This is a genomic window from Chitinophaga sp. Cy-1792, from assembly GCF_011752935.1.
GTDB lineage: Bacteria > Bacteroidota > Bacteroidia > Chitinophagales > Chitinophagaceae > Chitinophaga.
Genome location: NZ_VWWO01000002.1, coordinates 2,263,410 through 2,283,935, shown reverse-complemented (window position 1 = coordinate 2,283,935; position 20,526 = coordinate 2,263,410). Strand labels below are relative to the sequence as shown.

Genomic DNA, 20,526 nt, shown 5'->3' with positions numbered 1-20,526 from the left:
TTATGAAACAGTTTTTAAGGTATATCATCCTGCTGGTTAGTATGACTTTTGCCCTCGAGACAAAAGCCCAGAACCAATACCCTGTGGTGATTACGCCTGTCGTGATACCGCCGGTGAGTCCTTACCTGGGGCAGATGCTGGCACAGGCCGGTGGCCGGCTGAGTGTGATGGTAAGGTATGTGAATAGCGGTACAATGGCCGTACGCATTGTAGGCCACCTGGAACGCTTGTCGCCAGCACCTTTCACCATCGCCCTGAACCCTTCGTTTATACCAAGGCAGCCCATCATTTTACAGGGCATGCAACCGATGATGCTCACCAATGACCTCATCAACCAAACCTTCGGCAACCTGACAGAAAGTAACCTGGTCTTCGATGGTATAACGTTATCGGCTATACGTGAAGGCGTGAACTATAAGCTGCCGGAAGGAATGTACCGCCTGTGTTTTACGGCCTATACCTATGATCAGTCCGGGCAGGGTCGCCTGGCTTCAGATCCCAACATGGGTTGTACTACATTCAATATCTGCTATAAGGCAGCTGCACCGCAGTTTACACAGCCGGTAAACGGGATGTCGGTCAGCAGCAACATCACCAACGTAAAACCGAATTCCCCCATGGTGTTCAGCTGGCTGCCGCCAGCAGCTACCTGCGGCGCCATCCCGCCGGGCGTGAATTACGATTTTGAAATCCGGGAACTCCTGCAAGGGCAAACGCCCACCGATGCCGTCAATAACCCGTATGTTTTTCAAAAGAAAGGGCTGCCTTCGTCCACGTTTGTATTGGATACAAACCTTTATAAACAGGTGCTGAAGCCTGGCAAACAATATGTGATGCGGGTGAAAGCCAATACCAATGTGGCTGCTGCGATAGCAGCCCTGGAGGTAGATAACCAGGGATATAGCAGGGTAGAGGCCTTTCAATACGGTGATGTGCCGGCAAAAGATACGAGTAAGAAAGATACAAATGATGATAACGGCAAATCGCCGGAACTGGCCGCCAACGCCTGCAGCGGCGTTACGCCACCATCTAATACGACCCCATTTGCAGGTACAGCCAACGACCTGCTCAACCAGGATGTTAAAATAGGAGAGTTCACATTACACACCGGGAAAATAGAAAAGAAAGGTAATGGTTACAGCGGCAGCGGCTACGTCACCTGGAGCCCTTTTGTAACCACACTACAGCTGAAAGTGAATTTCGACAGCATAAAAATCAATACCGATAAACAGGTATATGAAGGATTAGTCATTACTTCCACAGAACCGCAGCAATTCAGCTGGGGACCGCTGGCCAATGCACAGGATCTCCTGAAAGCCACTGGTATGGCAGATAACAAAACGGTGGCTGACCTGAACCAATACCTCAACAGTGGTGCGAAATTCCTCGATCAGGTAGCTGGCAACACCCCGATTGATATGCCGCTGGGCTGGACACATAACATTGACGGAACGCCGGTAACAGTAGCGATCATGGGCATCAGCTTTTCTCCGAAAGGTACCAACATGAACCTGCTGACCAGTGTAAATATTCCCGAAGCTAACGGCTGGCTAAGCCTTGCTGGTACTAATTTCTGCGTGCGCCCCGCTGGTCTCAGCATCAGTGATGGTACATTGTACCTTCCCAACGACAGGGATGTAAACCTCTTCAGTGGCGGCGATGCCATGAACTTTAAGTTCAAGGGCAGCAGCAGCGCGGATACTACCAAAGGTACTTATGTCAACCTGAAGAATGGCAAGCTGCAACGCTTTGTTGCCAGGGCCGAACTCTCGCTGCCACAGAATGCTGTATTGCCGGAAGATGACAAGGGAAATATAAAGGATGGTAGTGTAGTGGCAGCTCTCACATTTGATTTTGCCAGCTGGGAAGATTGGATGGCGAGTGTTACCATTCCAGCATTTCAGGTGAAAGGCCTGAAGGGACTGAGTTTTAAGCCGGGTACTGTTTTTTACGATCACTCTGCCCAACGTAATGCTACCGGATTTAAATATCCGCAGGTTGCCGGAACACAGCCTGGCAATGAGTTTGAGGGCCTATATATAAAAGAACTGCAGGTGTTGCTGCCCCCGGATTTTAAAACATTTAATTCGGGAGATGCCCGTACCGCCTTTGCAGCCACAGGTTTTATCATCGATGATAAAGGTATCAGCGCCGATATCTCCGCACAGCATGTAATAGACCTCAGTACCGGAAACCTGGGAGGATGGGCGTTTTCGCTGGACTCCATCGGTGTTCAGATCGTACGCAATACCTTCAAGGCCGGTGCAATGAACGGTAAATTCCTCCTGCCTGTGAGCAGCACACACCTGCAATACACCGGTGACCTGCATGTGGGCAACGGAGATTCCCTGCAATATGAATTTGTGATTAACCCCGAAGATAAAATGCAGTTCGATATCTGGAAGGCACAGGTGACACTCAGCAAGAACTCGGCCTTCCGCGTGAAACGTGATGAACATGGTGCTGCGGTATCTGTTGTGTTATCCGGCGGTATCAGCCTGAATATCTCTGACGAACCAGCCATCAACCTGGGTTTGATGCAGTTCGATAGTTTGGGCCTTGCCAATCGGGATATGAAAACCAATGCGGAGAAATTCTGGATCAGCCCGGGCCACTGGTCTTTTGGCAGCAATAGCGGTAATAAGAGTGCTTTTAACCGGTTCAATACAGATGCTGGTACGCCGTTGTATGCGCTGCGTGGCCCTAATGCCGGAGAAGATTATGCCGGCGATGGGGATGATGGGCAAAGTAAACTGTCAGGGTTTCCGATCAGTCTGACCAATATAGGCCCGTTGCTGGATGTCAGCGATATGAGCCACCTGAAGGTCGGTATTAAATTTAGCGTGAAAGTAGGGCTTGGCTTCGGTGATAACTCCGTTTTAGCTGCTACGGCAGGCGTGGGTATTTACGGTGAACTCAATGCGGCTATTACCAATATGGCGCCTAAACTCACCGCTACGGCAAAAGTAGAACTGGACACCCTCAAGGTGAACGGCAACGTAGGCCCAGTAAAAATAGACGGCAGCCTGTTCTTTTATCATCATGATGCCACCTACGGCGATGGCTTCAAAGGGCAGGTGGCTGCTGATTTCAAACTGGCCAAACTGGATGCTACTGCGCAATTTGGAAAGGTCAATGGCTACAACTACTGGTATGTGGATGGTAACGCCACCTTCGCAGCGGTAATGCCGCTGGTGACGGTAATAGGCCTCAATGGCTTTGGTGGTGGGGCCTATTACAATATGAAGATGCAGAACCAGCTACCAACGGATATCGGTACGCCTAAGTCGGCCAGTAACAGTACCCAGCCCGGTACCACGCCTTCAGGGATAACGTTTGTTCCTGCCCAGGGCGGCTTCGGACTTCGTGCATCCGTGATGGTGGCCCTGGTAGACCCTGCTGGTCCTAAAACCATGAATGGTAAAGTGACGCTTACCGCCGAAATGCTGAACGGCGCCTTTAGCGCCATCGCCCTATCCGGGAAGGTCTTCATTGTAACAGATCCTCCGGGCAATAACAATGCGATCGTCAAAGGCGCGGTGGATATGTCGTATAATGCAGTTACAGAAGAATTTAATTTTGTGGGAGATATCAACTGTAATTTCGCCAGTGTACAGGTAGATATCCCATTTGGTATACACGATGGTCATGACGGATGGTTTTTGAAAGTAGGCGACCCTGCGGGTAAACGCGCCTCGTTTACACTGCTGAGGGCGGAACAGAAAGGCCTGTATAAGGCCGTTGTGACAGGAGAGGCTTATCTCGCCATGGGATCATTGATAGACCCTTACCTGCCGGATTTGCCGGCTATTATCACCAGCCATCACCTCCAGCGCGACCCCTCCGCAGATGCTATGCTGGACCTTATCCGCAATGTTCCCGGCTCCGGATTTATGATGGGCGCCTATGTTTCCGGTGACCTGCGTTTTCAGCTGGCCTTCATGTACGCCAGTGCCACCGCGGTGCTGGGCTTTGATCTGGCATTGAAACAGTTCGACAGCACCTTCACCTGCGGCGGACAATCAGCCGGATGGAACAACTGGTACGCCATGGGCCAGCTATACGCCTACCTGGGCGTGGAAGTAGGCCTCTCTCTCGATACCTGGTTCTATAGCGGAGATATTACCATCCTCCGCGCAGATGTGGGCGCCTTACTCACCGGCGGATTGCCCAACCCAACCTGGATGGAAGGTAAGCTGACCGTACAGGCAAATGTGCTGGGCCTCTTTGAAATAGATGAAGAACCACATTTCACTATAGGCGATAAATGTTATCCTGCCTATAATCCTTTCGGTGATATAAAAATGATCAGCGACTGCGGGCCGGGAGGCAAAGGGAATACCTGGGATTATCCTTATGTGGTCTCCAATATTGGCTTCGATAAAGATTATAGCATCGTAGTGCCACCAAGTGATAAATTCCCGCAGGGAGATACACGTACCATCCGTTTCTATGTTGGGAAATTTACCTTGCGTAACCATAAAACAGGACAGACGGTAGAAGTGGCCGGTCCTCAGTTTAATACCGCCAAAGACGCTGCTAAACTCGTTCCGTTAAAATTACTCGATCCCAAAACTACCTACGATGTAGATATCTCCCTATATGCTAAACAATTCTATACAAACACAAACAGATGGGATGATCCGCTAAACGCAAGCGGCCAGCCCGGTGCGGTTTCGCAGGATACCAGCTTTAGCTTTACCACAGGGCTTAGTCCGACGAGCGTTATTGAAGACCGCATCCATGCCATGTACCCCGTGAAATACCAGCGTTACGTACTGAAAAATGAACATAGCGCCATGGGCAAAATTTCTATGCAGCAATGGCAGGACAATATCTTCCCGACAGATAAAAATGGGTTGCTGTCTACTGTTGACTATAAGGTCTACTTTATCACCGTGCCGGGGAATGATACGCTGAGAGCAGATTTTAGCATGAGTAACGGCGGTAAGGACCTCGACTTTCCACTGCCGGCAGGTTTAAAGAATAATACCGTTTACAGGACAGAGTTCTGGTGCCTGCATAAAAACCTGAACCAGGCGATTAAGAATGTATTCAGTACCACCACCTCTTTTGATACACGCACGATTGCTGGTGTGCAGACAACCTTCAGAAATACAAAAATGAGTAATGCCGGTACACCGCAGGAGCTGCCGCATCCGGTATATACGCTGTATTTCCGAACCAGCCAGTATAACAATTTCGCGGATAAACTCCAGACTTATGGCAACTGGAATGCATCCAGGCATGGCAATGATTACAGTATCAACAGCTCAGGATTTGGTGTGGAAAGATTTGATGAGCTGGAAGTAAATGGATATAAAGCGCCTGATGGAACACCTTTTCCGCCGATGTTGCAGACAGATATCCCCTGGAATGCAGCGCTGCAGAATGATAAATTTTCAGAAGATAATATCTATGCCAACAAGTTCCTGCTGGGCGTTTACCGAGTGTTCATGGATCTGGGCAATGCCGCTGTGAGAGAGGGTTCCGGAAAACCGGTGTATACAACAGGAATGGGCTCATTTAACAGCGATCCGCAGCTGGACCCGATAGAAAGTGGTGAAGTGTCCGCCATTGCTGCTGTACAGCAAAAAGGACTGGGCAAAATAGGCTCGGGTAGTTTCGCTACGTCCGTTACTGTACCGGCATCTTCAAATTCACTGGTAACGACCAGGAGTAGTGGCGCTATTTTACAGTTGCCGGTTACCGCAAAACTAAATACCAGTGCGCTGGTCACATCGGGAGGACTCGCAGGTATGTCGCAGATCGCCGCTGCTGCCAATAGCAGTTTCTCTGTGGGCCTTACAGGCATCAGTACTATTGTGTGGTACAGGGATTATTATATTCAGCAGGACTTTAACCTGATGAAACAGGTGGGCGCCAACTTCACCAACAACTACGTATATGTGTCGCAGAATCTGCCACCAGCGAAGGCGGAAAACATACTTGCCGGTTGGGATTCGGATATGTGGCTGGGCGACAATGGCACCGGTGGCACGGCTTCCATACCATGGTCGTCGTTTTATAAAGCCATGACCAACTACACGGTGATGTCTAAAATCAACTATATGCGTAACATGACCTGGCAGTCTATGCCTAAAGGTACGCGTACACTGGTGTTCAGGTACCTGGGTAATACTGTCAATAAAACATTTAATTATTAAAGCGACGTATATGCGTTTTGGTTATATATTATTTTGCCTGTTAAGTTTGATAAACGTGGCAGCGGCGCAGCAAAAAAATGTTCCCGGTCAGGCTGCCGTTAGGGTAGTGGCAAAGCCCTATGGCGACTCCGTTGTACTGCGCTGGGCGCCCACCACTGGGCTGGCCTGGGAAGCACTGAACCATAGCGGCTACCTGATCGAACGGCTGGAGTTGCATCCCGGGGCTGATCCCCTGAAACAGCTGCTGACATCAGTTCCGCTGAAGCCAAAGACCTTAGAACAGTTTAAGCAGTTGTTTGCGCCAGGCAATCTCTATGCCGCTACTGCCGCGCAATGCCTGTATGGGAAAAATGCCGCTGGCCATATCAGGCCCGGCGTGCCCGGTGTGGCAGATCAGGCCGATGTACTGACGAGTCGCTATGCATTTACCTTGCAGGTATGCGACTTTGATCCGCAGGTGGCCTCCGCTGCTGCATTGAGGTATGTAGATAAACAGGTGAAGCCGGGTGGCGTATATATCTATCGTATATATCCAGCTGCTGCATTGACGATGAAGGTAGATACAGGCATTATCATCGTGAAAGACAGCGCTGCACTGACCAGAACAACGCCGGTGTTGTCGGCGGTGCTGGGCCGCGACAGAACGGCTGAACTGCACTGGAGCCGTAGTCAGCCTGACTTTTATACCGCCTATGACATAGAACGAAGTGAAGATGGTCAGCATTTTATTAAGCTGAATAATAAACCATTTATCTCCCCAAAACCTGATCCGGCTATGGTGCAGCGTGATAGCATACAGGCGCGGATGTACCTCCTGCTGGAGCAGCAGATGGTGTTTATGGATAGTTTGCCGCAGAATTATCATACTTATCACTACCGGATCAGAGGCATCAACCCCTTCGGTGAATGGAGCGATTATTCCGCTACCCTGACCATACAGGGAAGGGATCTTACGCCGCCACCGGCACCAGTTTTGCAGAATCCGAAATATGTTACCGGCCGTAGTATCAGGCTATCATGGAAACAGCCAGCCGGCGCCCCTGACCTGAAGGGCTATTACGTTACCCGTGCCCATACGATTACGGGGCCATTCATAACGTTAACGGATAAACTATTATCTCCCGGTATAAATACCTATACAGATGATAGCGCTTTTATTCATGGCAGCAATTATTACATCATTGCCGCTATTGATACGGCGGGCAATATCAGTTCTTCGTTTGCCGGTATGGGCATTGTGCCGGATACCACGCCGCCGGCGCCACCAGTGGGCCTGGCGGGTACCATCGATAAACAGGGACATGTGAGGCTGCACTGGAATCGCAATAAGGAAGAAGATGCAGCCGGATATAAAGTTTATTTCGCCAACAATCCCCGCGATTATTATAGCCAGGTAACCGGTGTTGCGGTGGCCGATACGACCTATACCGATTCAATTACGCTGGAAACGCTATCGAAAGATATCTGGTATAAAATAGCAGCAGTAGATGAAAATGGTAACCATAGCCGGTTTTCGGCGGCGGTCAAATTACGGCGGCCTGACATTGTGCCACCAGTACCACCGCTGGCATCAAAGGTATATGTAGATACCGCCGGCGTACAGATCGTATTTATTGCCTCTTCCAGTCCGGATGCGGCGAGGTATATCATCTACCGTAAAACGGAAAAATCTGGCTGGGAACAGGTAGCTGCCATGCCGCATATTCCTGGTAAGGATACGCTTCATTTTACTGACAGACAGCTGAAACCACTGGTAGCGTATACATACTGTGCAGAAACCATTGATGAAGATAGTCTGCATTCTGCTAAATCATCGCCTGTAAATGCTATGATTAAAACCTTGCCGTTGTGGCCCGCTATCACTACATTACAGGTGAAATACAACGATAAAACAGGGGTAGCCACATTGCAATGGCAGCACCATGATCAGGGCAGTTACTTTTATGTGCTTTATAGAGCAAAAGAGGGTCAGCCGCTGGTGCGGTTTGCTTCGGCTGCCGGAGATGCTGCCGCATTTGCGGATGCTCTGGGGAAAGGTGTAAACGGTAATGTCCGGTATGCGATCCAGGTAATGTATAGTGATGGGAGAGGAGCCGGTGCTGTAAGTACGCCGGTTGTCGTGAAATAATTGAGCTAACGGTTGATCTCTGCTTATTGATTTCGGCTTCGATAGCAGCATGCTGTCGCGCTAGCTCCAGACCTTCGCCTGTTGATTTTGGCCACGATAGCAGCATGTTGTTGCGCTAACTCCAGACCTTCGCCTATTGATTTCGGCTTCGATAGCAGCATGCTGTTGCGCTAACTCCATGCCTTCGCCTGTTGATTTCGGCCGCGATAGCAGCATGCTGTTGCGCTAACTCCAGACCTTCGCCTATTGATTTCGGCTTCGATAGCAGCATGCTGTTGCGCTAGCTCCAGACCTTCGCCTATTGATTTCGGCTTCGATAGCAGCATGCTGTTGCGCTAACTCCAAACCTTCGCCTATTGATTTCGGCTTCGATAGCAGCATGCTATTGCGATAATTATATAGCTCCGCATATCTATTTCCGCTTCTATATCAGCGCCCGCGCGCGCAGCGCACCCCCCCCAGGCCGATACCGAAGGTATCGGCCCAAAATCCAATACTGCAAGTACTTTAGCGCAAACGTTTTGCTTTAATAATACTTTTTGATTTATGTCAATTTTATTTCCGTGAAATATTGATCATTTTTTCGATTTTACTTTTATATTTGATGAAGTAAGGTAGTTAGATGTCCTTACATTGTAAATCCTCCTTCATTAACCGTTATCCGATAATTATGAAACCATACGCCGTACTTTTAAACCCTTATTGTTACAGCTAAGCAGCAAAATTTTACTGACTTTTCTTACCATAATCCTATGTAATGGCATCCCCCATGACATGGGAGCATAGTACCTGTTGTTGTGTGGATACTACTTCTGCTCAGCAGGACAGGATATCTTTTGTTCATATATTAAACCTCGTCTCATGGAAAAAGCACCTATTGTTAAGCGTTCCGTCTGGTCGTACCGGAGTTTCTTCAACAACCCGGACCTGAATACTGGTTTGAAAGACCTCGAACTGGGTGATGGTACATTGAACCTCGCTATTTCTTCCGATGGTAAAATCACCGGTAAAATTGGTACTGCGGGCGAATGGAGCCTGAACCTTACCGGGAAATTACTTAACACAAATCCGCAGGGAATGACGCTGATCGGTACCGGGGTTAACAAGGCTGGTACTGGTACAGCATTGTGGGAGTATGGATATGAATTCTATTATCTCCCGAAAATCAATGGTGGCATCAACCAGGCAACGGTACTCGCGGGTTCTGTGGTAAGACTCAAAGATCATCCCGGCCTGGACGGTACCGGCGATCATAAGGCCGGCGTTGTAGGTACTGCCTACTGTGTACTGCATTAACAGCGTGTATGCACGCAGCAAGCTAAACCTCAATAACCTATTAATTATGACAACCCAGACAACCTGTAATTGTTCCAGCAAAACACCTGATGCTGACAACAAGTGGCAGCGGGTTTCCTCAAAATCAGCCAGGAGTCTTCCTTCCATATTACTAAGTATACTCATCGCTTTTTTTCCTAAATGCGCTGTCTGCTGGGCGGTGTATATGAGTATGTTCGGAAGTATAGGCCTGACGAAGCTGCCTTATCTTCCCTGGCTGCTGCCGGTATTTACCGGATTGTTACTGTTTCATGTGGCCATGCAATACAGGACTATCCGGCTGAAAGGGCCATTGCCTTTTTGTTGCAGCCTGGCAGGGGTAACCTGCCTGCTCCTGTCAAGATTCCTGTACCCAGGCATGAAGCCCCTGATGATAGCGGGGATGGCCTTCATCGTGCTGGGCTCTTTGCTGGCCTCTTTTGCAGCGCGTCCACTTAAAGTACAGGTACAAAACTGATTTTTCACCCGTTCAAAATCTGAGCTTTTTATGGCTAATAACAATGTAACTCGTGTTCGTCGTTCCATTCGTGAACTGGAAAAAATGTACAAGGATGGAAATAAGGAACCACTGGAAAAATTAATGCTCGCCTGGAAAGGCATCAAAGAACTGCACCCGGATAATATTAACTCCATGTTCAATATCGGCGGCTACCACGGCGAACCTTTCAGAGGACAAGGCGCTACGGATGGCGACTACTGGGGTGGTTACTGCAATCATGGCAATGTCCTGTTTCCTACCTGGCACCGTGCCTACCTATTCAATATCGAAAACGCATTGCGTAGCATTCCCGGCTGTGAAGATGTAACATTGCCCTACTGGGACGAAACAGAAGAGCAGTCTATTAACGGTGGTGTACCATTCTCCCTGACAGATGAAACCGTAAAAATCACCGGCCTGGGAGAAATACCCAACCCACTGCGTTCTTATCAATACCAGAAAAGAATTAATGATAATGTAGGTGGTGACGACAGTATCTACACAAAACCGGAAGGCACACATACCGTAAGATATCCGTATTCCGGCCTGTTTGGCACCCCAGCAGCAGAGAAGGCATCAAAAATCCATAACGACAAGATCACTCCCCGCAACGGTACGCTGATCCTGAATTCCAATGTATCAGGATGGATGAGAGCCACTATTACGCTGCCTGCTATTGCCGAAAGACTCAAGCTGGGTGGTGTAGCGAGATTATTTGAGTTATGCCTCAACGCACCTAACTATACCGTATTCTCCAATACTACTTCTGCCGCTCACTATAATACTACAACACCAGACCAGGTGATTGTGCCGCTGGAATCACCCCACAACGACGTACACCTTGCTGTGGGTGGGTTCGATGTGCCGGCTTTTACACTGAATGATTACTCGCCGTATAAAGGCGCTAACGGCGACATGGGCGAAAATGATACTGCCGGCTTTGATCCCATCTTCTTTTTCCATCACTGCAATGTAGATCGTATGTTCTGGGTATGGCAGAAAAAGATGGGCCAGAGAGATGCGCTGGAGATTATTGATAAATACCCGGGAACGATTAGCGGTGATAAGGCTAATCCTCCTTCTTATCCATACGGCATGAATGTGAAGCTGGATAAAAATTCAAAGCTGGACCCATTCATCAACCCTAAAACAAATGACACCTATATCTTCTCTGATGTGGTAAATATTGAGGAGCAAATGGGTTATACCTATTCTATTGGTTCGCTTGATAAAGAGAACTGGGGTACTTCCAATCTTGCAGCAGAACAGCCATTGACGACAAAAAAACTCCATGTATCAAATATAAACAGGGGAAATATCTTCGGCTCTTTCCTGATTACGGCGTATGCCAATTATGAAGGTAAGGAGTACTATATCGGGCATCATTCGGTATTGAGCCGCTGGAATGTATTGGGTTGTTCTAACTGTCGCGCACATATTAATGCAGAGGCACACTTCAACCTGGGTGACCTGGCAAATAAACTGAAACTGGAAGACTTCAGAATTGAAATCACTGGTCGCGACCAATTCCAGTCGCAGCTGGCTGAAACGCTGTCTGCCACACCGATACAGGTAAATATTATCTAAGTAATCTTTTGAACCATCCGTAGTTTGATAAAAAGGGTTTGCAGCAGTGATGCTGCAAACCCTTACTTTTTTGATTTTTGTGTGGCGGTTAATACCGTAAGGATAATACCCTTGCTGCAAGTTGCTTACCGGTGGTTTTGCCGGCTTCACTGTCAAAGTCGTAGTGAATACCGCCATAAATCCTGGAGATAGCGGCTTCGTCTATCATGGCATTGAAGGAAGTAAACCCGCGTGGCGCAAAGCCTTCCGGTACTTTCTGCCTATCCGTGAAAGTAAAGTTGTTGCCAAATACGCCAGCCATTACAGCGCCGGCAGCACCGGTAAAGGTGGCATGGCCGGAAGTAAAGGAAGGGAATGGAGGCGTGGCTATCAGTGGTGTCCAGCTACTGTCGATATGGCGGTTGATATAGGTTACCGGCCGTACCAGATTGTAGTGGTATTTATATTTCCAGCAGATAATACCGGCATCGTTCAGGCTGATACCTGTCTGGGCAAACAGTGCGGCGGCCTGTGTAAGTCCGAGGTGCTGATCTGTGGCCAGCTGTGCTGCTATGGCGATCAGGTGCCCCGGTGGGGTGAAGGTACCACCGCCATCTGCCCAGTATAGGGCAATCGTGGTTTCTTCCGGCGTAAGTGTGAGCCTTTTCTGGTATACCAGGTGCGCTGCCTGGTAGAAAGCAGCGGTGGTATCTGTCGAAAAGGCTGGTGGCAGCAGTGTTACGGAATCTGATGCAGCAGGCTTCAGTAAAGTACGGTTGTTGCCCCAGTAGGGCAGCATGGCCGACTGATATTGTGGTGGGGTAGGCACCCAGTAGGCAGGCCCCACGGGCGGAATATAGCTGGATGGAAAGTTATTCAGATAACCATCCTTTCCGCCATCAGTGGCAGACCACTGGTAAATACTGTCTGCCACCTGTTTACCGTATGCAACAGACCTGCTGAGTACCGCGCCGGTACAGCTATCTGTATAGGCGTTCTGGTTAGTGCTTTCCAGCTGTGCGATCAGTTGCTGGTTGGCAGCGCTGGCATTGGGGAACAGACTGCGGATCATCTGGGCCATGGCACTGTTGGCTACCAGTGGCCAGCTGTACTGCTGCTGACGGTTATAGGCAGGTACAGACCGCAGGGCGTTTAGCTGCCCGGCTAAAGACACGGCATACCGCGAATTGCCCAATACTGCCTCATGCAGCGTAATACCCGTATAGGCAATGGCACGTGCCGCCACCGGCGGCGTGAAGCCTGGTGTTTCCCTGATTAGCTTTAGTTCCAGCTGGTACCAGGATACCGGTACTGCAGTGGCATTGCTGCCGGCACCACCTGTGGCCAGCACCATGGCCCCGTTGCCGGAAATCGGCTGCAAACGGGTGTCCTGCTTGCTACAGGAAACTAATGCTGCCAACAGTACAACTCCCGGAAAGCGGGATAACAAACGAATTGGTTTCATTGAAGGTTTTTTTAGATGAGTTAAAAAAATGGAAAGAATGCAGTGCTATCGTACAGTTAAAGCTTTGCTGCCCGATAGCATTTACCGCTTTGAACCTGGTTATTTTGAGTACCTGAAATTAACAAGTGACTACGCATTCAATCAGCGTAATGAAAAAAATCACGGGTGAATTTTTTTGTTCTATTTTGCAACTGTTTCAAAAAAGATATGATGGCGAAATATACCTGTACCTGCTGCGGTAAAGAACATGACGAATGGCCTGCGCTCGGATTTGCTGCACCACTGGCCTATGCTATGTTGTCGGAAGAAGACAGAGCAAACGAAGATATATGCGAGCTGACGACTGACTTATGTGTGGTGCGTTACCCAAACCTCGATCGGGTAGATTATTATGTCCGTGCCGTACTGCTTCAAAAAGTTATTGATCACTGCGATGCATTGGAATATGGTGTTTGGACATCCCTGAGCGAAAAAAGCTTTATGGATTACTATGAGCATTTTGAAAACCAGGAGTATGAGGCAGGTTATTTTGGGTGGCTGGGAAATGCTTTACCAGACTACGAATTTAATGTAGCAATTCCTTTGGATGTAATTTACTCGGGAAAAGGACAGCGTCCTGAATTGGTACCCCATGAAAATGTTGATCATCCTTTTATAAAAGATTATTACAACGGTATCACCAAAGCTGAGGCGGAGCGCCGCATTGCAGCCATGCTGGCTAATATGTAAACTTAAATATTCATCCTTTCAGATGAAATGACAGCATAAAATAATAGGTGAATTTTTTTGTTCTATTTTGCAGCTGTTTCAAAAAAGATATGATGGCGAAATATACCTGTACCTGCTGTGGTAAAGAACATGACGAATGGCCTGCGCTCGGATTTATAGCTCCGGATGATTATGCGCAGTTACCGGAAGAAAAAAAGGCAGATGAAACATATTGTGAACTGACGCACGACTTTTGTACAGTCAATCACCCGGACCAGACAGACCGTTTTGTACGCGGTGTGCTTTTTCAGAAAATAACTGACCATTGTGATACGCTCGACTATGGCGTATGGACTTCCCTCAGTGAAAAAAGCTTCAAAGACTATTACGATAATTTTAATAACCCGGAACATGAGGCGGTTTATTTCGGATGGCTGTCAAACGATCTGGCAGATTATACTTTCGAGTCTTGCATTCCATTAAATGTAGTGTGTGCAGGAGACGGTAAACGTCCCGAATTTATCCCGCATGAAAGCCATGACCATCCTTTTGTAAGGGATTATTACAATGGTATCACCAAAGCAGAAGCAGAGCGTCGTATTGCAGATATGCTGGCTAAAACTACTCACGGTTGATTTGTCTTTTCAAATAAAATATGTAGTTTTGAAGGGTTGAGATTGCACTAATTCATTTTCTCATCAATATTCACGGGATATCTCACCCCATCAGGTGATTGAAAATATTGTCACAACGGTTGTAGGTCGAAAGACGTACAACCGTTTTTTATTACCAGTATGCAACGTTACCTCAAAAGGACGCAAACTATACTATGATAATCATCATCATCAACTAAAAATCTATTTATGAACCCCAAAGACAAATTCAGGGAAGTCCTCGGACTACTCTCTACCTTTATTGGACTTATAGTAGCCATTGCCGGTATGGTAGTGGATGATAAAGTCAGAAATTTTTTTGGTATCCTCCTTTATACAAAAAGGATTTTAACTGTAACAGAAATACTCAATCTTGCAATTTTGTTTCTGTCCTTCTACATGATTTATGCGATGCCATTGACCTTTGTAAATGAAGGTGAGCCAAAGATGCTGGCTAAAGCATTACATCTTCCGGAAAGTAAAATTGAATATAATAACAATAGGGCAAACTCGCTGGTCAGGCAGTTAGTGGCGCATACCCATGGATTTATTTTATGTATGATATTGTTCTATGCGCTATTTTTTGTGGTTGATTGTGAATCAATCTCTAGTCATATAGCGGATCAATGGTTGGATGTAATCAAGGTTTTAATAAATATTTTCAACCTGCTGGGTGGGTGTTTTATTTATCTGAGCTTTGTTACCTTATATAGGACTACCCTTGACGAAAATAATCAGCCACGGAATTATTACGGAATAACTGTGTTGTTCGCAATAGCCTATATTATTAGTTACGTGATCTGTTCAATGACAGTTGAAGGAGCTAAACGGGAGAATGTACATTTTATATTTTCAATAATTTGCGGAATGTATCAGGGATTGGCTATGGCACTGCTTTTTGGCAGATTTATTTCCCTGGAATACTACCTGAAAGAACTTACGGCAGGTGAGTCTAAACTCTCGCGATTGATTTACAATTACAGTGTAATATTTATTCTACCCTTATATGCACTGGCGCAGGCGTTGTACGGGGTTTTAGATAAAGCACAGAGTCATTTGGATGCACCACAAAGCCATGATCTGGCAGTTTTCAAGAGTATTGTTTTTCTGATTTGTTTTGTCGGCAAGACGTTCTACTTTATTGTGCTGTTCCATTTTATTGAGAAAAAGTATTTGCATGTCTGCCTGCACATGCTCCTGGCTAATTACAGGGTACCTGCCATCATTATTCGTTCGCTCGATAACGATAGTTATCGTATACCACACCCTCCGTTAACCGGTAACTTAACTCCATTGAACGGCAAAAAATTCAATTATAAATGTATTCAGATAATGGGAGGTGATCATAGCCATGGAGGAAACTGTGAACTGGAACTGCTGAACGTAAACGAAAATATGTTCCAGTGGCAGCTTACCGGAGAGCGGACCTGGCGGCAGGAAGGAGGGAACGACACCATTCAGCACAGAGTGCCCTTTAAATGGGGATCGCACAAAGGGATCATCTTTGATGATAAAACCTATATTTATCGTTTTACAATCACTGCAGATACAGAAGTGAATGAGGGTATCTCTTTTGGAAAAATTATCCTGGCAGATGATAATAAAAGTATTGTAGCCCTGAAAGGAAATTATTATCAGAATAGAGGCGGCAGCGTAGTCTGGGGACAGGAAACAATAGAACTGGTACCGGAATAATCCCTTCGATACTTTATAAGAACCCCGGCAACCTTGCACAGCAGTTGCCGGGGTTCTTATATCCGGTAATTTCTGACGGTCTCCCGGCGGATTCGGTGAAAAGTATTATATTTGTATAACCAGTTATATAATTATGGAAGATAGAGATTTTCTCAGAGAGCTTTCATATGAGGGTATCTCCAGCAGGATAAAGCGTTTAAGTGATACACTCCTGTATGGTACAAAGGAATTTTACAAAGAGATAGGTATAGACATAGAGCCAAACTGGTACCTTGTATTTCGATTATTACAGGAGTATAGGCAACTATCAATAAAGGAAGTAGCCGCGCGTATGCAGTTTTCTCATCCGGCAAGTATTAAAATTATCCGAAATATGCAGGAGAAAGGCTACCTGGAAGTAGCAACAGACCCTGCCGATTCAAGGAAACAGCTGATATCTTTGTCTGCAAAGGCAAGGAAAGCCATGCCGGAACTGGAAAAATACTGGGCGGCAGGCTTAGCTACGATGAAGGAAGTACTGGAAGATAATCCGGAATTTTCGGCTATGCTGGCAAAACTGGAGGATAAGGTACAGGAAATTGGATTTAAAGAAAGGGCATTAAGGAATCTAAAAAAAACACAACGGAAAAAATAACTTAACCAGTACTGGTGATCAGTATTATTTTTTTATACAGACAGCTATAAGATGGTGAGATATATTTTGATGGTGCTCGGTGGTGCTGTGAGTTTCGGTATCCTGTCATCTTTTGTGAAACTGGCCTACCAACATGGCTATAATACCGCCCAGATTTCGTTTTTACAGGCACTGATTGGTGCTATTGTACTCTGGATCGTTTTCGTGATTTCCAAACGTCCTGCTGCCAGCAGAAAGCAGGTTCCCTTGCTGCTCATGACGGGTGCCACCATCGGTGTAGCCACTTTCCTCTATTATCTTTCCGTAAAATTCATCCCCGCCTCTGTAGCCATTGTACTACTTATGCAGTTTACCTGGATTGGTATACTGATAGAATGGATTTTCTTTAAAAAGAAACCTTCGCTGACAGAATTATTCATCGCTGCAGTAATTCTCTCGGGTACAATTATGGCCAGTGGCTCGTCGCTGGCAGGTGGTATGTCGCTCTCTGTAAAAGGTGTACTCATTGTACTGGCGGCCTCCCTCGTATATGCCGCCTATATTGTTGCCAACAGCCGGATCGGACGTGACATCTGCTGGCAGAATAAAAGCGCCTGGATCATGACCGGCGCAGCTGCCGCCATCTGGATGATGAATATTAAATCTGTCAATGTTCACCTGCTCATGGAAATGGATCTCCTACGCTGGTGCATATTCCTGGCTTTCTTCGGTACCATACTCCCTCCAATACTCTTTGCGATCGGCATTCCAAAGGTTGGCGCTACTGTCAGCAGTCTGCTGATGACGGTAGAACTCCCGGTAGCGGCGCTCTCTGCACACTTTATTTTAGGGGAACAGATCACAGAACTGCAGCTGGCCGGCATCGCTATTATGCTGGTGGCCATTATGAGCATGAACTTTATCAGGTCTGCCCGGCAAAAGAAAGAAATGGCTGCAACCGCATAATCGTCTTCCTGTATTATTCTTGCTTTTTTAATGAACAGATGCAACTTTCAGGCACCGCCTGTTTCTTTGTATAATGCAATAATCTGTATGTATGAAGATATTAAGCTGTATACTGTTTTCTCTTACTGGTCTTGTTTTTCAGGCCGCCGGACAGGAACATCCGGATAGTATCATTAAAAGAGAAATGCGTATCCGCCGTATTCCCGGCTTACAACTGGCCGTGGTAAAAGGTGGCCGTATTGTTTACCATAAAAATTATGGTATCGCCAGCATTGAAAATAATCTGCCGGTAACGGATAGTAGTATATTTTCCATCAATTCCTGTACAAAGGCCTTTACCGGCGTTGCCATGATGCAGTTGGTACAGGCAGGGAAAGTAGACCTGCATGCACCGGTGTCTGCATATCTTGACAGTTTGCCGGATGCCTGGAAACCCGTTACCATCCTGCAGCTGCTGACGCATGTTTCCGGTTTGCCGGATATTCTGCGGATGCCGGATGAAACGGATGAAATCAAAGCATGGCAGGAAGTAATAGCGATGCCGATGGAATTCCCTACCGGTACACAGTTTAGCTATAATCAAACCAACTATGCCCTGCTGGCAAAAATCATTACCAAACTCAGTGGAAGACCGTTTGCTACTTATTATCAACAGGAAATCTTCCGGAAAGCAGATATGCGGCATACACTTTTTGGCGATTTTTTCAGTGTCATTCCAAATGCGGTGGAAACTTACCGTTTCACAAGGCGGATGTATGGCGCTGCACTGGATACGTCGGTACTGACTCGTAACTATGAAGTGTTTGCACCTTACCGCCGCGCCGCTTCAGGTTTAAAATCTACTGCTACAGACCTTGCCGGATGGATCATGGCGCTGCAACAGCAAAAACTGCTGACCGACAGCTCTCTGAAAACCTTGTGGACCGCAGGGAAATATAACAACGGACAGCCAACACAATGGGCACTGGGATGGGTTACAAAGCCCCGTCCGGAACATCCTGCCATAACCGCCAGTGGCGGTGGACGCTCCGCATTCTTCGTATACCCGGAAGATGATATGGGTATCATTGTACTCACCAACCTTGCCGGCGCCAACCCGGAAGATTTCATTGATGAACTGGCCGGTTATTTTAATCCCGCTATTCCTTTAGCGGACCCGGTTACGGTACTCAAAACCAGGCTGCATACCTTCAGCTTTGAAAATGCACTGGGCATTGTTCAGCAGGAGCAAAAGAAAAATAAGAACTTCCTGCTGAATGAACATGATCTCAACGACTGGGCATATCGTATGATGAGCAACGGCATGTTGCCGGAAGCTTCCGCCATCTTCCGGCTCGTCGTATATCTATTCCCCGATAGCTGGAATGCCTATGACAGTTACGGAGAAGCACTCATGCGAAGCAACCGTAAGAGTGAAGCCATTCAGATGTACCAGCATTCACTCCAGCTAAACCCGGATAATAAAAACGGTGCACTGATTTTGCAACGGCTGACAACCCCCTGATAGGTGCTGCCTGCATTCATATCTTTGGCCATTTCAGGAAAAGTCGTATATTAAATCTTTCTCTGTATAAAATACGGCATATATGAATGCACGAAGCATTACAGAAACCAGGTTTGGTTTGTTGAAAGCTGGCCAGGGGCCTGAAAATACTATTTTCTGGGAAGGGAGCTACGAGGCAGGCGATGATATGGTGATCGTATATATTCAATCCGGCAATGGAGGCATTTCCCCAGAAACCCTTCAGATGGCGGAAGAAGTGGTGCTGACTGCCGAATCATTTGTCCTGAAAGCCCGGGAACATATCTTGTCGGCCTTCACCGCAGATCCTGCGAAATACCTGGAGGAAGAAGAACACCGCTATCTCGAGGCGGATGCGGCGCAATTGCCGCTGGAAATGCCGGAGCTGATCTTTTATGATGGCGACGAAGAATGGATGCTTCGCTTTGCTGCCGGCGTATTCGCCATCTGCGACCCCTTCGGCATCGCTGTCAGCTTCAGAAATAAAGAAATTCTCCGCCTGGAAGACCTCTCCGACAGCGAAGAAATTGATCAGTAACTCCATGGAACGAAACTGGGACTACATAGAATCTTTCAGGGAATTCACCGCACAATATGGCGACTACTTCCAGCAGGATGAAGAAACGCCCGACAGTGCCGTAAGAAACGCCTATACGGCCTATGTACGCCGCCAGGAAGCACTTATTCTAGCTGATAAATTTTTTGAACTACCTCCCCACAATTACACAGATCTTAAAAGCATTCGCTTTTACTATAATTATTTTGATATTAAGTCTGCCGATGATGAACTGTATTTTCTTGTTCGCCCGCCGGAAGCCCCGGCTGTCTATTGCAGGTTAATACCCGTTGCCGGCGGTTATGAGGTAGTTGTCCGCTGGTGCCGCCTGTTCAACAGGGAAATGTCCGTGACCTTACCGCCTCAACAGGGTCAGGCTGTCTTTGAGCTGCTGGGTAACGTCCTGGATAACGCTATCCGCTCTTCTGCCGAAAGAATGAAGGTGAAAGGAACCTATTTTGATATTGCCCGCTGGCGGGTAGGCCAACAGCCGCAGGTAGCCTGCAAATATGCGCCCACTCCCGGGAGCCCGGCTGCCCGGATAACGGCCATACTCAACCTGCTGACGGAATATGCCGAAACCAAACAGCCTGCCACCATCGCATCGCTGATGGAGCTGGTCAGCAATCTTACATCCGGAAATGGTTAACTGCCCGCTTCCCCGGCAATTTTGC

At 47.4% G+C, this 20,526-nt stretch carries 14 protein-coding genes; 13 read left to right on the top strand and 1 reads right to left on the bottom strand.

Features of this window, described 5'->3' with window-relative positions; translation table 11 throughout:
• Positions 1-2: 2 nt before the first annotated feature.
• The 5 genes from F3J22_RS23365 (at position 3) to F3J22_RS23345 (ending at position 11,695) form a co-directional block, all read left to right on the top strand.
• Complete coding sequence (locus tag F3J22_RS23365; protein ID WP_167020339.1) at positions 3-6,167, top strand: hypothetical protein; 6,165 nt, start codon at positions 3-5, stop codon at positions 6,165-6,167.
• A 10-nt stretch (positions 6,168-6,177) separates the two neighbouring features.
• A complete protein-coding gene (locus tag F3J22_RS23360; RefSeq protein ID WP_167020338.1) occupies positions 6,178-8,295 on the top strand; it encodes a fibronectin type III domain-containing protein in 2,118 nt (705 codons plus the stop codon).
• 861 nt (positions 8,296-9,156) lie between these two features.
• Positions 9,157-9,591, top strand: coding sequence for a hypothetical protein (locus tag F3J22_RS23355; protein WP_167020337.1), 435 nt, complete (start codon positions 9,157-9,159; stop codon positions 9,589-9,591).
• A 46-nt stretch (positions 9,592-9,637) separates the two neighbouring features.
• Entirely contained in the window at positions 9,638-10,087 is a 450-nt protein-coding gene (locus F3J22_RS23350) for a hypothetical protein (protein WP_167020336.1), read from the top strand.
• A 30-nt stretch (positions 10,088-10,117) separates the two neighbouring features.
• Complete coding sequence (locus tag F3J22_RS23345; protein WP_167020335.1) at positions 10,118-11,695, top strand: tyrosinase family protein; 1,578 nt, start codon at positions 10,118-10,120, stop codon at positions 11,693-11,695.
• 88 nt (positions 11,696-11,783) lie between these two features.
• On the opposite strand, the gene F3J22_RS23340 is transcribed toward F3J22_RS23345, so the two are convergent.
• Positions 11,784-13,139, bottom strand: coding sequence for a vanadium-dependent haloperoxidase (locus F3J22_RS23340; RefSeq protein ID WP_240155152.1), 1,356 nt, complete (start codon positions 13,137-13,139; stop codon positions 11,784-11,786).
• Between the two features lie 210 nt (positions 13,140-13,349).
• Here F3J22_RS23340 and F3J22_RS23335 point away from each other — a divergent pair, with 210 nt between their 5' ends.
• The 8 genes from F3J22_RS23335 (at position 13,350) to F3J22_RS23300 (ending at position 20,501) form a co-directional block, all read left to right on the top strand.
• Entirely contained in the window at positions 13,350-13,868 is a 519-nt protein-coding gene (locus F3J22_RS23335) for a DUF2199 domain-containing protein (protein WP_167020334.1), read from the top strand.
• A 92-nt stretch (positions 13,869-13,960) separates the two neighbouring features.
• Positions 13,961-14,482, top strand: a complete 522-nt coding sequence (locus tag F3J22_RS23330) for a DUF2199 domain-containing protein (protein ID WP_167020333.1) — start codon at positions 13,961-13,963, stop codon at positions 14,480-14,482.
• 306 nt (positions 14,483-14,788) lie between these two features.
• Positions 14,789-16,195 (top strand): hypothetical protein, encoded by a 1,407-nt coding sequence (locus F3J22_RS23325; RefSeq protein ID WP_167020332.1) that lies wholly within the window; start codon positions 14,789-14,791, stop codon positions 16,193-16,195.
• Positions 16,196-16,328: 133 nt separating this feature from the next.
• Positions 16,329-16,829, top strand: coding sequence for a MarR family winged helix-turn-helix transcriptional regulator (locus tag F3J22_RS23320; RefSeq protein ID WP_167020331.1), 501 nt, complete (start codon positions 16,329-16,331; stop codon positions 16,827-16,829).
• Positions 16,830-16,880: 51 nt separating this feature from the next.
• Complete coding sequence (locus tag F3J22_RS23315; protein ID WP_167020330.1) at positions 16,881-17,774, top strand: DMT family transporter; 894 nt, start codon at positions 16,881-16,883, stop codon at positions 17,772-17,774.
• Positions 17,775-17,865: 91 nt separating this feature from the next.
• On the top strand, positions 17,866-19,278 hold the full coding sequence (locus F3J22_RS23310; protein WP_167020329.1) for a serine hydrolase: 1,413 nt from the start codon (positions 17,866-17,868) through the stop codon (positions 19,276-19,278).
• Between the two features lie 82 nt (positions 19,279-19,360).
• Complete coding sequence (locus tag F3J22_RS23305; RefSeq protein ID WP_167020328.1) at positions 19,361-19,834, top strand: hypothetical protein; 474 nt, start codon at positions 19,361-19,363, stop codon at positions 19,832-19,834.
• Between the two features lie 4 nt (positions 19,835-19,838).
• Positions 19,839-20,501, top strand: a complete 663-nt coding sequence (locus F3J22_RS23300) for a hypothetical protein (RefSeq protein WP_167020327.1) — start codon at positions 19,839-19,841, stop codon at positions 20,499-20,501.
• The last annotated feature ends 25 nt before the right edge of the window (positions 20,502-20,526 follow it).

Bases quoted from the DNA above. Each gene is read 5' to 3' on its own strand.
- F3J22_RS23335 (WP_167020334.1), top strand. From the start codon at position 13,350: ATGGCGAAATATACCTGTACCTGCTGCGGTAAAGAACATGACGAATGG.
- F3J22_RS23310 (WP_167020329.1), top strand. From the start codon at position 17,866: ATGAAGATATTAAGCTGTATACTGTTTTCTCTTACTGGTCTTGTTTTT.
- F3J22_RS23360 (WP_167020338.1), top strand. From the start codon at position 6,178: ATGCGTTTTGGTTATATATTATTTTGCCTGTTAAGTTTGATAAACGTG.
- F3J22_RS23345 (WP_167020335.1), top strand. From the start codon at position 10,118: ATGGCTAATAACAATGTAACTCGTGTTCGTCGTTCCATTCGTGAACTG.
- F3J22_RS23330 (WP_167020333.1), top strand. From the start codon at position 13,961: ATGGCGAAATATACCTGTACCTGCTGTGGTAAAGAACATGACGAATGG.
- F3J22_RS23350 (WP_167020336.1), top strand. From the start codon at position 9,638: ATGACAACCCAGACAACCTGTAATTGTTCCAGCAAAACACCTGATGCT.
- F3J22_RS23325 (WP_167020332.1), top strand. From the start codon at position 14,789: ATGGTAGTGGATGATAAAGTCAGAAATTTTTTTGGTATCCTCCTTTAT.
- F3J22_RS23320 (WP_167020331.1), top strand. From the start codon at position 16,329: ATGGAAGATAGAGATTTTCTCAGAGAGCTTTCATATGAGGGTATCTCC.
- F3J22_RS23315 (WP_167020330.1), top strand. From the start codon at position 16,881: ATGGTGAGATATATTTTGATGGTGCTCGGTGGTGCTGTGAGTTTCGGT.
- F3J22_RS23340 (WP_240155152.1), bottom strand. From the start codon at position 13,139: ATGAAACCAATTCGTTTGTTATCCCGCTTTCCGGGAGTTGTACTGTTG.
- F3J22_RS23300 (WP_167020327.1), top strand. From the start codon at position 19,839: ATGGAACGAAACTGGGACTACATAGAATCTTTCAGGGAATTCACCGCA.
- F3J22_RS23365 (WP_167020339.1), top strand. From the start codon at position 3: ATGAAACAGTTTTTAAGGTATATCATCCTGCTGGTTAGTATGACTTTT.
- F3J22_RS23305 (WP_167020328.1), top strand. From the start codon at position 19,361: ATGAATGCACGAAGCATTACAGAAACCAGGTTTGGTTTGTTGAAAGCT.
- F3J22_RS23355 (WP_167020337.1), top strand. From the start codon at position 9,157: ATGGAAAAAGCACCTATTGTTAAGCGTTCCGTCTGGTCGTACCGGAGT.